The organism is Bacillus sp. AG4(2022), from assembly GCF_031844465.1.
GTDB classification, from domain to species: Bacteria; Bacillota; Bacilli; order Bacillales; family Cytobacillaceae; genus Bacillus_AB; species Bacillus_AB infantis.
On sequence record NZ_JAUZVH010000001.1, the window covers coordinates 593,129 to 607,478 of the forward strand.

Genomic DNA, 14,350 nt, shown 5'->3' on the forward strand with positions numbered 1-14,350 from the left:
GGCGCCGCTTCTTCGGCCTTTGTCAGCGTTTCCTCTTTTTGGCTTCCAGCAGGCGTTTCATTCTCTCTTCCCGCTCATCCGGACTGATGCTTGCTCCAGAGCGTCCTTTTGGTTTCCGGACCTCACCCTGCCGCGCGGCGGGCTCTGCTACCTGAGCGCGGGACTCCGGAACCCGGACGCCTTTCTGCCGGTCGGCCGCCCGAACTTTGGCAGCTGTTTTCTCTAATGGCCGGCTTCCACCGGCCGCTGCAGCCTTCCTGGTCCTTCGTCTGTCCGGAATCAGCCTGAGCCCGAACCTCCTGGCCGCTATCTCCGCAAAGAAGAGGAGGAATGCAGCAAGAAGCAGCCATTCACTGATTGATGCCTTTTCAAAACTTCCTGCCTTCAGCGGGCGGAATGCCTCCTTGCCTTCTTCGAGCCGCTCTCCTCCCGTCAAGGCAGAGATTTCCTTAAGGAGTCCTTCATTTTCTTTTTGCATCAAATATTCTTCTGAATACGGGAGAGTAAAGCCGGTTTTATAGGTCCTTGTTTCTCCCGACAGGCTTTGCTGGCTGATATTGACATAAAACATGCCAGGCTCTGAAGGCATTTTAATTTCGTACTTGCCGGGAGCTGCCAGTTTAGTGCTTGCATCAATTTTTTCCCCGCTATCTGAAATAACTGCTATTTCTGCAGGGAGGGCAGCCTTGCTGTTTCCTTCAAGCAAAACGGCAGTTTCTTCGTTTTCTCTTCGGACTGAAAGGCTGTAAGCTTCGCTCTCATATTTTGGAAGTGAAATGCTGGCGAGTTTATTGATGAACTGCGGCCATTTTTCCCAGCGGGCCCAGTCCCCCGACCATTTTCCGCTTATATCCGAAGTAAAGGCGATCGTATGGCCGATGCCATACTGCCATTGAGCCAGGATCGGATCCTCTTTCTCACTGAGAAGGGGGACCTCTGCACCCTGTTTGGCTTCAGAAGCAATATAGGCATTCATCTGCGGAACGCCGCCTGCAAAAAAATCGCCCCATTCCGGATACGGCCGCAAAGATGGATAAAAAGGATTGTCTTCGATATATGTTCTCGTCGCCATAACAGTTTCCCTTGATAGAATGCTCGGAATCACCGATGAATCCGTGACATCGTAGAAGCGCCCGGTACCAAGCCCAGCCAGCTCTTCCAGCAGATTCCGGTCGGCATCGCTTCCAAGCGCCACAGTCGATAGAGTAATATTGTTTTCTTTCCCCGTCTCTATCATGCTTTCATAATCAGTGCTCCTGGCAGACTGCCCGTCTGTCAGGAGGATGATATGCTTCCGCTGGAGCTTAAGGTTCTCCAGCTCTTCGTATGCTTTTTCGAGGGAAGTAAAGATCTCCGTGCCTCCCCCGGGAGTGACTGAGCCAATTTTGTCCACCGCGTCCTTTTTATCTTCAAGCGGTCCGGTTTCCACGATGACCCACGGCCGGTCATCAAATGCTATGAATCCCAAAGTATCTTTCTCTCGCAAGAGTTCAACTGATCTTGCTGCCGCCTCTTTTGCCAGTTCCAGCTTGCTCCCTGCCATGCTTCCAGAACGGTCCATTACAATCATAAGGCCGAGGGAGGGCATTTCCTTCTTCCCTTTAATATCCATGTTGACAGGCAGCAGCTTTTCAATCGGCGTTTTGAAATAGCCGCCAAGACCAAAGCTGTTCTCTCCCCCCGCCATAATGAATCCTGAGCCAAATTCCTTTACAGCCTTTTCGATAAGCATCATCTGATTCTCGGAAACCACCGTTGCCGGTATATTATTGAAAATGATGGACTGATAGGGAAGAAACCCGGAAAGTGAGGTAGGCAGTTTTTCCGGCACGATGGAATCGGCCAGAAGTCCTGACCCGTCCAGTATGTTTTCAAGCTGGCTTTTTTCCTGCTCTACGATCAAAACCTTGGGAGTCCCTTTAATATTGACAGCAGACTGAAGGCTATTGTTTTCTATGAATCCATCCCCTTCAGCGGAAATTTCAGCCTTGATTGCGGATAAGCCTGTTTCATCGATTTTGTGCTTGAAGGTATAGACATTTTTTCCTTCTTTAACCGTGATACTCTCTTTCAGGACTTCCCGGCTGTTTACAGAAAGCCTTAAATCAGCTTCTTTTGAAGAATTGCTGTCTATCGCCATTGTGATGGATGCTTCTTCACCTTCATATAAGGCCGGAGGGACTTCCAGGCTGGAAATGGACATGTCCTCTTTCCTGCTGCTGTCCAGCAGGACATAATCAAGCTCTATCCCCCGGTTCTTCAAAAGCTTTGCCGCTTCACGGCTGCTTCCGGCCGTTTCCCTTCCGTCTGATAAAAGGACAATCCTCCCAGGGGTTTCCTCCGGCATGAGAGTCGAAGCCAGCTGAATGCCTGCCTCGAGATTCGTTTCACCCTTCCCGGTGTCAGTACTGAACTCCCGGAACTCCCCCTTCATACTGGCCAGAGAGCTTTCAGCAGCAGCTGTTTCTCCAGCCGAGATCACGGCATATGAATCTTCCTTTCCTTTGGACTGAATTCCGGCATCGATGAAATCCAGCAGCTCTCCTTCCCTGCCCTGCACACTGGCAGAGCGGTCGGCGATGAAAACCACCGTTTTTCCCGGAGCAGGCAGTCTGATTGAAGGGACAGCCAGCGCAAAGGCAAGCAGAATGAACACGATGGCCCTCATCACAGCTGCTCCCTTCCTATTTCCCCTGCCCTTTGCTGTCTTGATGTACAAGAATACCAGGAGCAGGGAAGGAATGATGAGCAAAAGCATAAAAGGATGTTTAAATTCTATTCCCACGCCTGAACACCTCCCATTCTGCTGCTATCAGGATGAAAGCGAATAATGCGAGCCAAAACCAAAGTCCGTTCTGCTCTTTTTCCTCATAGCCATTTGAAGCACTTTTATTATTCATTGTAAAGGAAGAGGCATGCCTGGCAGCTTTTTCCCTGTCATCAAGCAGGACAGAGAAAAAATAATGTTCTTCCCCTGCGGCAGCCTGGTAGACTCCCGGCTTATAGGGAGCAGCAAAGTTTTCCTTTGCCAGATCCAGTGAATATAGATTTTCGTTTTCATCATTGTAAATATCCAGTGAACCAGAGCCAGCCCCTGCATTGAGCCACTTCTCTTCCCCTGGTGAAAAATAGCCAAGAAAATCTGACTGGGCAGCCAGCCATTGATAGGCATTATACAAGAAGACCGGAAAACCGGGCTGCAATGGCCAATCAGAATCTTCCAAAGCGAAATTGATCAGCAAAGCCGGAGTCCCATTCTGTGTTCCCTTCTGGATCAGAGGGCGCCCGCCTGACTGCAGGAGGGTTTCCCAATCACCTTTAAGCGGCTCGTACGAGGAATCAATGAAAATACTCTCGGCCCCCACATGTTCAAGAATCGGATCATCCGCGGCCTCCGGCAGTTCTTCCAGCTTTTCCCTTCCTGTTTCCGCATTGAAGATGATTACAGGCCTTCCCTCTGCCGCTTCAAGGCTGCCGGCATCTGCAAGGTATATGCCTTCTTCCCCGGCTGCAGCTGTTGAAGGATCGGCCTGAACCAGTTCAGCACCCCATGTTTCAAAGCCTTTCAGCACAAATGGACTGATGCTGCCAACGGCAATCACCTTTTGGCTCGGCTCATTATAGATCGCTGTCAGCTCATTGTCGGCTTGATAAGCATCATCCGCCCTTATTTCTGCCTTATAATACGGATGCTCGGGGAGTCCGGGAATCTGGACTACAGTTTGCCCGTTTCCTTCAATCTCCACTTCCTGTTCAAAGAGCACCTGGCCCTCATATAGTATCCGGAAGGAAAAAGCGGCCTCCTCCGCTGACTGGTTCTCAACGGAAGCGCCTCCGGCAATCCCCTCGCCTTCCCGGACAACACCAAAAGATAAAAGCGCAAGATTCTGCCCTTCTTTTCCGAAATTATGGACTTCTGTATAATTTCCTTCATCCAGGGCCGCGGCTGCTTCTTTTTCAAATCCATCAGAAAATATGTATATAGCTGAATTCTCTGCATCTGCCAAAGAATTGGCCAGCTGCAGCGCTTTAGTCATGTTTTCATGCTCATAAGTAATTTCAAGAGCATTGATTGACTTTTTAACAGCAGCTTTCTCCTTTTCCCCCGACAGGAGGATCTCCGGATTCTCCCCGGCTCTTATCAGAGTAACCTCCTGGCCGGCCATGCTGCCGGCAAGCGAAAGCATCTTCTCCCTTGCCTTCTCAAAGACCGGTTCACCATCTCTTTCAGCAAGCATGGATGCAGAGGGATCGACAACAAATATCAAGCGGCTCCCCTTTAATTCTTCTCCTAACCAGTAAGGCCGGACCAGCGCGAACAGCAGCAGCAGCAGGGAGAGAAGCTGCAGCCAGAATAATAGATTCTGCTGAAGCTTCTTCAGCCAGGGCGATGCCTGCCACTCATTCACTGCCTCCACCCAAAGCATATTGGAAGGAATGATTTTCTCATCAAACTGCTTCCGGAAAAAGTAGAATAATATAAAGGCGATGATAAAAAAGACTAATAAAAAATAGATCGGGCTAAAAAAGAGCATCGTGTTTCACCTCAATTCAACATGCCTTTACCAGGCAGGATGCGCAATAAAATGGTCTGGATGTCTGTTTCAGCTGTAATCGGTACAAACTGCCCCCCATATTTCCTGCAGGCCGCCTCAAGCTGCCTGCCATGCTCTTCCAGCCTCTTCTTATATCCATCAACAATCACGGGATTCATACTGACATTAACAGAAGTACTGCTTTCGCTGTCAATCAGCCTGATATCTCCACTGTAATTCGGCTCGGCTTCCTCCTTAGCCAGAATCTGCAGCAGCCAGAAATCCTGTTTCATGGCCCCTATCCTTTTCATTGCAGACTCAAGAACGCTGAGCGGCTCCATAGTGTCGGTAATGAGGATGGACAGCTGCTGGTTTTTTTGCAGGGCACGGCTTAAATGGTCTGAATAACCCTCATTGATTCCGGCACCTTCCAGCTGGAGGATTTCTGCATATACCTGCTTGCTGTAATTGGCTCCTTTTCTTCTGAGAGAGGCTTTACTTCCAGAGGGCAAAGAGGCGAAATAGAGCCTGTCTCCACCTGAAAGAGCGATATAGCAGAGTGAGGCGGCCAATTCTTTAGCCAGCTTCCATTTTTGGTCAATGCTTTGCATGGAAGAGGATGTGTCCAGATAAACAGCAGCTGAAATCTCCTGTTCATCGAGGAACCGCTTTATATAATGCTTTTGGGTGCGACCGAAAACATTCCAGTCGATTTGCCTGACATCGTCTCCCGGCTGATAGAGCCTGAAATCGGAAAATTCAAGAGAAGAACCAAAGCCGCTGGACTGCCTTGTCCCTTTATGGGCGCCGCGCTTCTTCGTTTTGACCTGCAGGCGCTTTTTCTGCAGCCTTGAAAGAAGTCCGCCTCCTTTATGCATGCTGACGGCCATCCCTGGCAGGATTTCTGGATTCGACCAGATCCCGGATGATTTCATCTGCCGAAATGCCGCTGCTGTCAGCTTCAAAGTTTACGATGAGGCGGTGGCGGAGCACCGGGAGCGCTGCCTTCCTTAAATCTCCCATGGAAACATGGTATCTCCCCTGTGACATTGCCCTTGCTTTCGCCATCATGATCAGGCTCTGCAGTCCCCTTGGGCCGCTCCCGAACTGGATGTACTGCCTGACCATCCCCGTTGCATCCGGCGACTCTGGATGTGTGGCTGAAATGATCGATACAGCTGCATCAATCATTTCTTCACTGACCAGAATCTCCTTCGCCAAATCCTGGATCTCCAATACATCTTTTTTTGCAGCTGCTTTTTGAACGGAGGCAGTCCGGGTCCCTGTCGTCCTTAATACGATCTCTTTCAATTCTTCCTTCGTCGGGTATGAGACCTGAATTTTGCATATGAACCTGTCCAGCTGTGCTTCAGGAAGCGGATAGGTCCCTTCCATATCAATCGGGTTCTGGGTAGCCAGAACAAAGAATGGGCGGTCCATCATTTTTGTCTCACCCATGATTGTGACTGTTTTTTCCCCCATCGCTTCCAGCAGCGAACTTTGTGTTTTCGGCGTCGCACGGTTGATTTCATCTGCGAGAATGATGTTTCCAAATAAAGGCCCTTCATGAAAAACAAAAGCTTGCTTCCCGCTCCCGTCAGGCTGCAGAAGCATGGTTCCTGTTATATCGGATGGCATGAGGTCAGGAGTGAACTGGATCCGCGAAAACTTCAGATCCATGCTTTCCGATATTGTCTTGACCAGCATGGTCTTCCCCATGCCGGGGAGGCCTTCAAGCAGTACATGGCCGCCGGAGATGATGCTCCACAGCACCTGATCGATCACGTCCTCCTGCCCGACGATAAATGACCTGATTTCTTCCTTCACTTTATCCAGGATAGCGGCTGCTTCTTTAAATCGGTTTGCCTTCTCTTCAATTGACGCCATATTTCTCACTCTCCATCAGGATCTATATTTGTAAAATAGTTCTTTACGATTTCTGCCAGTTCATCAGGCAGCTTGTAGCGCTCAGAGCTTTCCCGGTAAGATCGTTCATAAGATTCATAGACTTCGCTGTACGGCCTGGCGCTCCCCCGCAGGATGGGCCCGGCTCCCTCGCTTTGTCCGGCCGGCCCTCCATCGCCTAATTGGCCTGAATCAGTTTCCGTATTCACCTGGCCCGTAATCCTTTCCGGCACAGTCAGGAGCTCCCTCGAGCCTTGGCCAAGTCCGGCACCTGATCCCATTCCGCCTGAGGATGAACCCGATCCGCTTGAGCCTGAGCCTGAACCTGAACCTGAGCCGGTGCCTGAGCCGGTGCCTGAGCCGCTTCCGGATCCATTCCCGGCGTTTCCTTTGCCAGGCTGCTGGGCGCCCGTGCCTGTGCTCTGGCCAGGACTCTGCCCGGGGGCGGGCTGTCCGGTGGATCCTGAGAGAGCCAGCTGTCCCGGATTCATTCCATTAGCAGACATTTGGCTGTGGAGTTTTGTCCCTGCCTGGCCGACAGCCTGCTGTGCGGCAGCGAGCCTGGACAATGCATCGGAGGAGTTTAAGGCTTGCTCCAGCTGCTGTGCCAGCTTATCGAGCTCTTTATCTGTCAAAGGCCCGTCCTTTTGAGCCAGCTCCTGGAGAGCTTCTTTTTGCTTATCTGAAAGTTCCTCCAGATTTTTCTGCAGTTCCTTCAGCTCATCCATCGCTTTGTTCAGGTCTTTGTTATCCAGTGCAGCCGCAAGGGAGCTTAAGCCGGCATTATCAAGCCGGCTTTTAGTTTCTTCTAGCTTCCTTTGCCTTTCCTGCTCCTTCATTTTCTGCAGCTCCAGCGACTTATTCTTTTTTTCAAGCTCTTTCAAAGCCTCTGCGGCAGAGTCAAGCTTGCTGATTTCATCTGCCGTTTCCTCTATCAGCTTCCTTGTTTCCGGATTCTTCTCTTTCTCTGCTTTTTCATTGAGCTGTTTTTCAGCGGATTCTACAATTTCTTTTTCTTCGTCAAGCTGGCTTGCTCTTTCCATTTTCGTGCTGGGAAGAAAAGCGGCGGCTGAAACGGCGAGAAGAACAGCCAGCGCTCCGAGGAACCATTTAGGGTAGAAGAACTGCTTTTTGCGTTTCAGGACAGATGCCTGGTCCATCTTCATATAAGCTAAGGCCTCTTCAAGCTGCAGCAGCTCCATTAGCCCTTCGCTGTTCAATAGTGAGTATGCCGTAAGCACCCTGTCATCAGGTACAAAGCGGTTGTAAACGGCAGCTGCCTCCCGAAAGCCCGGCTTCCGGATCCAGAACCTCCAGAAAGAAAAAGATAGAGACGCAAAAGCAGCTGCAAAAAGATATACCGGCAGATTTGTGATGACCACCGTCCGGGCCAAAAGCAGGACGATAAGTATGGAGGCACCTCCGTAAAAAAGGAGAAGCTGAAGCTCCTTCATTGCAGCTGCAAAGAGAAGCTGGCGCCGGACAGGCTTCAGCAGATTTAAGAACTGCTCCCTGTTTTGTTTGGCCATACGCTGACAACTCCTATCCCTTTTTCATATTTGGCCTGAGCTTTCTTATGCTGATCAGCAGCGCCAGCACAAAAATCACCGAGCTTGCGATCAGGTGGGCGATCCAGAGCGGAAATTCGATTCCTGTCTCATTAGCAAGCTCCCTCAGAAAGTCAGGTGTAAAAATGCCGAGAAGGACCATGGCAGGATTCAGCATGGCGGTAAAATAAGCAAACGGGCTGTCTGTCTGCACATTTGGATTCATATTCCCTAACTGCATCAAAATCATCGTCAGAAATGCCGTTCCCCCGACCAGAAAAAGTGTGGCCCCATAGGTTGTAACCATAGAAACGACTGTTTTCCGGATCAGCGTTGAAAACAATACCCCAAGGCTGCCGTAAACCATGATCGTAAAGATGTAGAATCCGAGTGTCAGGGCCACCTGTCCAGGAGATACCCCTCCAAACAGGAATACGATGCTGTAAAGCGGAAGGCTGGCTACGATAAGCAGGAGCAGGAAGGAAATAGCAGATACGAGCTTGCTGATGATGATGCTCGCGGAGCTCTGTGTCGTCGTCAGCATGATATTAAGGGTCTGCCTCTCTCTTTCACTGCTGATGACCCCTGCTGTCAGCCCGGGTGTAATGAACAATATCAGGGCAAGCTGCAGAAAGGACAGGACAATGAACATCTCCCTGCTCTGGTCAGGCTTGAAATACCCCTGGCTGTTCGACATCATATTAATAAAAATGAAACCCAATATAATAACACCTAATGCCAGGAGATAAAATAATACGCCGAGAAAGCTCTTGAACGAGCGGAACCGCAGTTTTATTTCTTTATTCAGGACGGGATTTACGGCAAAATTTTTCATGAAAGTTCCACTCCTTTCGTAATTTCCATGAATACATCTTCAAGGTCGGTTTCCGCTTCTGCAAAGCTAGCAATTGAGAGACCGGCTTCTATCGCGTTTTTCAGCAGAGCAATCTGGCCGGCATCATCCCCTTTGTAGACAAACTGGAGTAAATTTTCACCTTCCCCGGGTCTTAGCCCGCTCACACCGGGAGTGTCCTCAAAGAATGAAAAGGCTTTGTGCACATCCTTAAGGACTTTGACCATGATCAGTTTCTCTCCGCGCAGTTTTGCCTGTATTTCTGTGACTGACCCTTCAGCTACCAGCATCCCTTGATCGATGATCCCGATCGTGTCGCACATTTCTGCAAGCTCCGGGAGGATATGTGAAGAAATAAGAATGGTCTTGCCCATGTTCTTCAGCTCCTTCAATATCTCCCTCATTTCCACGCGCGCCCGCGGGTCGAGCCCTGATGCAGGTTCATCGAGGATAAGGACTTCCGGGTCATGGATGAGGCTCCTTGCCAGACAGAGCCTCTGTTTCATTCCCCTTGAGAGCAGGTCAACATAAGAATCGCGTTTGTGCTCAAGGTTGACCAGGTCCAGGAGCTGGGGAATAAGCTTTTCCCTTTCCTTGAAATCGATCCCATAGCTGGCACCGTAAAAATGGAGATACTCTTCTGCCTTCAGCTGATCATAAACACCAAAAAAATCTGGCATATAGCCGATTTGCCGGCGAACCATCTTCGGCTCGTCAGCGACATTATAGCCATTTACATAGGCGGTTCCAGATGTAGGCGCCAACAGTGTCGCCAGAATAGAGAAGGTGGTCGATTTGCCTGCGCCGTTCTGGCCGACAAACCCGAAGACCGAACCTTTTTCTATTTGGAGGTTCAAGCTGTTCAGGGCTGTAAATTTACCATATCTCTTTGTTAAATCAATAATCTCTATCATTAGGATGCCTCCCCTTTAATCGTTATTTTCGGCATCGTGATTTGAGGGTCCTTCGATGTCTTGATAATGCGGACAACCACTTTTCCATCTTTGCCAATATAGCTGCCGATATCTTCCTGGATAGTGAGCTTTGATTCGAACGGCTCCATTTCGCCAGATTCATGGTTCAGGACTGCATATTCAGCAAATTTGGCCTTTGTCGATACGGACAGCTCACTGAATGCCAGGGATTTTCCTTTCACTTGTGCAGGCAGAGATGCAATGAACTGATATTCCCCATCATCAGCCATCATTTGATCTTTGCTGCCATTGACGTTCTTTTCGTAAACCATGCCCTGCACCGCCTCAAGCTCGGTATCAAGCACCTCATTGGACAGGGAGAACTCGCCTGTAAAATCAACCTTCGCTTCAAATGGTTCAAAGATGAGATTCAGGCCCGAAATTTTTTCTTTTTTGGACAGAAGATCCGCCTCAATGACACTGTCCTTCGTAAGTCCGGCCAGCATCGGGCCTTCAGCAGTCCCGCTCCCTGAGAAAAGGAAGGCAGATGCAGCATATTCAAGCCTTTCTTTCTTCATCAGATCCAGATCCTGGTTCGGCCCCGGATAGCCATAGCCGGCGCCCGACATATACGGGGCGGTGAGAAAGTCATTCTTCACTTTTTCGTCGACTTTCAGTGTTTCACCTTTTTTCAGGCTGCCGACATTGATCTTATTCGAGCGGGTCCATATATACAGCTCTTCAAAATCATATGGGAAGCTATTTGTCACAGTGCCTGACAGCCGTTTGTCCTTAAGCGTCAGATCAGCCTCCAGGCCGCCTTCCTTTTCTTTTTGCGATTTGCCGAATATGGTCCTGGATGACCAATACTCTACTGCATTAAAAACAATCCTCGTTTCCTTGCGGCTCTGTTCAATGACACCGCCGCCGGAATGATCTGTCCCCGGTCTGTTCAAAGTGCTGGGGATCGCATTGAATTCCCCGCGGGGAACAGAGAATGCATATTCACCGCTTGTGTTTGAAAGCAGGGTTGCCGCCTGAATACCGATAAGCTGGCTGTTCACTGCTTTATAGACGCCCAGTTGATTGACCTGAGGCTGTCCAAGCCTGTCTTTTGCCCCGATGCCAAAAATGGCCACTGACATCAGCACAGCCAAAGAAGGGATGATCCACCAGGCATGTTCTCGTTTGTCCCGCTTCTTCAAAATAAAATAAAGGATCGGGACAATGACGATTATATAGCCGATGAGCAGCAGCAAGAGCTGACCAATTGAAAAGCTGGAAGCAGGGAAATATTCATTTGCTTCAGCAAATTCATAGGTCAGCGGATCATAAATATCCGGTCCATACTGGCTTCCTGCGGCAGATGGTGCAGGGACTGACTGCAGAATCCCGCCAAACCACCTGCTGTAGCCAGTCCAGGAAGACAGCGGCTCATCGCCGAGTGAAAAGGCAGTCTGCAGGATTGTGCCGCTTCCATAGTCAGCTTTCACTGCTGCAGGGACATTCCCGCTAAGCGAGAGGATTTCCGCCTGATTTTCGACAGGGCCGTAAAACATAGGCAGCTCCTTGAAAGGAGGCTCATTCTCTCCTTTTTCCGCAAGAAAGGAGGCAGAAGAATCCCCTTCTTTATCCGGCTTCATCGGCAGAAGTGTATAAAGGACACCCAGGGATTGGCCCGCATCAGGAGCTGCACCGGCAATCAGTATTCCACCATTCCCAACCCAATCCTTAATGGCATTTTGCTGGGCCTCTGTCAGGTCGGAAACAGCAAATTCGTCGAGCAGGAGATAGTCGAGCATTTCAAGCCCGAGCCCTTCTTCAGGAAGCTGTTCTTTTTTCAGCTCAAGTGTCTCCACTGCTGCAGAGGGAAGGATCCTCAGCTCCTTGAGCCGGTCATAGTCCTCGCTCAGGATGCCCATTGTCATTTCTCCGCCTTCTATGTATTTCGCCTTCAGCTTCGTGTCGCCGGAGAACTTGACTTTATTCCCGTCCTTCCAGCTCCCTTTATAAAGGTGGATGGCAGGGAGGTTCTGATATGATGATGGGTGGTCCTCCGAATTGCCCGGTATTGTTATGTGAAAGGTTTTCGAAGAATTTTCCGGCAGATTTGCCTTGATGCTCATGGCTCCGCCGGAATTATAGGAAGGGTGAAAATCAATCAGCAGATCCCCGCTGAACGCCTCTCCTGTATTTTCAGCTTTGATAGTCAAGGGAAAGCCTTTTCCCCTTTTAACATTTCCGTCCAGGCCTGCTTCTACTGAAATGCTGATGTCTGCCGGTGCTGCATAAGCAGGCTGGTTTAAGATAAGAAACAGCAGCAATGCAGCAATCACAGCAATGATTGCTTTTGTATGTTTACGCAAAAAAACTCCCCCCAGAATATTATTCCACTACAATAGACGAACAGGAGCCGGCAAAAGTTTGCAATTCTTTGAAAATATAAATCTATTGCTGACTTTGCTTTTCCGGCAAGCGGTGCCGGCTCATGTATAATAGACGAAATAAATCAGGATGTCCCTACAAGGAATGAGAAAAAAATCCAATTAAAGCTCAAAAAAACAGCCTGCGTTTTGCAGACTGCTGGATCATTTTAAAAAGTTTTGCTCGTCGACGAAGAATGTTGATTTGCGTTTCAGGCACTTCGCTTTTCGCGGGACATCGAACCCTTTTCACAAGCACATGAGTTACTTTTCTGAACAAGGGTGTTGATTTCCGCTCCAGGCACTTCGCTTTCCACGGGGCGGCGCTGAGCCTCCTGATATGAACGAAACTGTCAAGATTCCCACTCCACCATCGTTTTGGTTTTATTTTTGGGCACTTTTAAGAAGAGAAGCTATTTTGGCTTCTTGTGCTGGTTAGATATTTAGCCAAATTGGCTAGAATAGCTTCTTCTTTAGCTTACTGACCAATTCTCATCGCTTGGATGGGCGGTCAAGTGGTCTCCTTGACGGCCCATCCAAGCGATGAGAGGCTAGTTAGAGCTAAAAGAAGGAATAATCGACCTCCTGTTATTGATAGGAATAGAAGATAAAAACACGGCACGAAGGCAAAAACTCAACTGCGGTTATCATTCTGATATTCGTGGGTTTTCACATTTTATCTTTCCGTATAAAGGACCTGCCACTAACTCGCGACGTGCGTTAATCTATTAAGATATAGCACAGAGGAGGCACGTGGATCTTCCTTTCCGGTTTTTCTCTTTGCCTTCGAGCCCTATTCTCAGTTCTATTTAAAACCTCTATCTTCCGATAGATCACTACTTCTCTTTTTTACCCTTGAGGAATGTCTTCTACTTCTTGCATCACTGCCCAAATAAATCCTGCCAATTCTCTCGCGACAGCTGTAACGGCTTTTGGACTTTCTTTACCTCTCGCTAGTAAACGGAAATACTTTTTATGCAGCCTGTTCTGTGCCTTCCATGATATTGCCTGGATAGTTGGAGACTGGCCGTTTTGTCGTTTTTTAAGTTCTCCTTTCACAGCTGGCTTATATCTATAGCTCCATGAGGCCTCTACCAATAATCGCCGCACATGCCGATTTCCTGTTTTGGTTATCTGTCCTTGGCTTCTTCTTTCTCCACTTGAATACTCGCTAGGTATCAGACCAACATACGCCATGAATTGTTTGGGCGTAGTAAAACGTTTAAACGAACCGATTTCTGCCACAATGCTTGTCGCTGTGATAAAAGCCACACCCCTTAATGATTGGAGTGCCTGAATTTTCTGGGCGTGAACCCCTTCATTGGACTGAATCCTAATTTCTTCTTCCAGCCTTAGAATCCGTTGTGATAATTCTTTAATTTGGTGATAGTATTCCTGGAAAGTGATTTGCAGGGAAGTGTTTTCAAACTTTAAAGTATCAAGCCATTCAAAATACTTTTTTGTCCACTTGTTTATTCCACTTGGTGGTTTAATGTCATTGCGAAGTAAAAACTTACTTAATCGATGCTTCCCCCTCAGTTCGTCTTCTTTGGCGTCTTCTCTGCATCTAATAAGATCCCGCAGCGCCTCATCTTCTTTATCTGGAACATAGATGGCAGTCAATTCGCCAGCACGGTACAAATGAGCTAAGCGAATAGAATCCCTGCGGTCCGTCTTAATGCGTTCTCCGGGTCTTTTAGGAATAAGAGAAGGGGCAATTACCGAGCACTGAATCCCCATTGCCATAAGTAGCCGATAAAGTGGATATCCGGTCGGACCGGCTTCATAACACACTCGGAGTGTTTCAGGCCTGCCTAACTTTTTCATTAATTTCTTTACTGCTTCTGGGGTATGGGGGATCAATCCCCAGTATCTAGGCTCTGCCCGGCCTTCTTCTGCGATAGCGACCGCAATCTTTTCTTTTGAGACGTCTAAACCTACGTATTTTATGGTATCCTGCATAATAACTAGCTCCTTCCGTAATGTAGCTCTGATTTGGGAATGTATTTTAACAGTAAACATTCTAACCAGATTAACCTACGATGTTACGAGTAGGAGCTAGTTTCGTTCATGATAACTCGTCGTACCTCCTGCGGGGTCTCAGCTCTGCCGCTGCAATCCCGCAGGAGTCTACGTGCCTTCCACTCCAATCAACGGGTTTCAAATTAATTTT

The 14,350-nt window shown here is 48.7% G+C and carries 9 protein-coding genes; all 9 read right to left on the reverse strand.

Going from position 1 to position 14,350, the window contains the following annotated elements; all coding sequences use genetic code 11:
- Positions 1–22: 22 nt before the first annotated feature.
- Positions 23–2,785: a VWA domain-containing protein gene (locus tag Q9R36_RS02960; RefSeq protein ID WP_311224521.1), complete on the reverse strand. Its 2,763-nt coding sequence runs from the start codon at positions 2,783–2,785 to the stop codon at positions 23–25.
- On the reverse strand, positions 2,769–4,535 hold the full coding sequence (locus tag Q9R36_RS02965) for a vWA domain-containing protein (protein WP_311224522.1): 1,767 nt from the start codon (positions 4,533–4,535) through the stop codon (positions 2,769–2,771). The genes Q9R36_RS02960 and Q9R36_RS02965 overlap by 17 nt, the downstream gene beginning before the upstream one ends.
- An 11-nt stretch (positions 4,536–4,546) precedes the next feature.
- Positions 4,547–5,413 (reverse strand): DUF58 domain-containing protein, encoded by an 867-nt coding sequence (locus Q9R36_RS02970; RefSeq protein ID WP_311224523.1) that lies wholly within the window; start codon positions 5,411–5,413, stop codon positions 4,547–4,549.
- Positions 5,406–6,422 carry an AAA family ATPase gene (locus Q9R36_RS02975; RefSeq protein ID WP_311224524.1) on the reverse strand — a complete coding sequence of 339 codons (1,017 nt, stop codon included), beginning with the start codon at positions 6,420–6,422 and terminating at the stop codon, positions 5,406–5,408. Before Q9R36_RS02975 ends, Q9R36_RS02970 begins: the two co-directional genes overlap by 8 nt.
- A 5-nt stretch (positions 6,423–6,427) precedes the next feature.
- Positions 6,428–7,969, reverse strand: coding sequence for a hypothetical protein (locus Q9R36_RS02980; protein ID WP_311224525.1), 1,542 nt, complete (start codon positions 7,967–7,969; stop codon positions 6,428–6,430).
- 13 nt (positions 7,970–7,982) lie between these two features.
- Complete coding sequence (locus Q9R36_RS02985) at positions 7,983–8,822, reverse strand: ABC transporter permease (RefSeq protein WP_311224526.1); 840 nt, start codon at positions 8,820–8,822, stop codon at positions 7,983–7,985.
- Positions 8,819–9,754, reverse strand: coding sequence for an ABC transporter ATP-binding protein (locus Q9R36_RS02990; RefSeq protein WP_311224527.1), 936 nt, complete (start codon positions 9,752–9,754; stop codon positions 8,819–8,821). Before Q9R36_RS02990 ends, Q9R36_RS02985 begins: the two co-directional genes overlap by 4 nt.
- Positions 9,754–12,120, reverse strand: coding sequence for a hypothetical protein (locus tag Q9R36_RS02995; RefSeq protein WP_311224528.1), 2,367 nt, complete (start codon positions 12,118–12,120; stop codon positions 9,754–9,756). The genes Q9R36_RS02990 and Q9R36_RS02995 overlap by 1 nt, the downstream gene beginning before the upstream one ends.
- 906 nt (positions 12,121–13,026) lie before the next feature.
- Positions 13,027–14,139 (reverse strand): IS110 family RNA-guided transposase, encoded by a 1,113-nt coding sequence (locus Q9R36_RS03000; RefSeq protein ID WP_187445551.1) that lies wholly within the window; start codon positions 14,137–14,139, stop codon positions 13,027–13,029.
- Positions 14,140–14,350 lie beyond the last annotated feature (211 nt).

Bases quoted from the DNA above. Each gene is read 5' to 3' on its own strand.
- Q9R36_RS02970 (WP_311224523.1), bottom strand. From the start codon at position 5,413: ATGCATAAAGGAGGCGGACTTCTTTCAAGGCTGCAGAAAAAGCGCCTG.
- Q9R36_RS02980 (WP_311224525.1), bottom strand. From the start codon at position 7,969: ATGGCCAAACAAAACAGGGAGCAGTTCTTAAATCTGCTGAAGCCTGTC.
- Q9R36_RS02990 (WP_311224527.1), bottom strand. From the start codon at position 9,754: ATGATAGAGATTATTGATTTAACAAAGAGATATGGTAAATTTACAGCC.
- Q9R36_RS03000 (WP_187445551.1), bottom strand. From the start codon at position 14,139: ATGCAGGATACCATAAAATACGTAGGTTTAGACGTCTCAAAAGAAAAG.
- Q9R36_RS02975 (WP_311224524.1), bottom strand. From the start codon at position 6,422: ATGGCGTCAATTGAAGAGAAGGCAAACCGATTTAAAGAAGCAGCCGCT.
- Q9R36_RS02965 (WP_311224522.1), bottom strand. From the start codon at position 4,535: ATGCTCTTTTTTAGCCCGATCTATTTTTTATTAGTCTTTTTTATCATC.
- Q9R36_RS02985 (WP_311224526.1), bottom strand. From the start codon at position 8,822: ATGAAAAATTTTGCCGTAAATCCCGTCCTGAATAAAGAAATAAAACTG.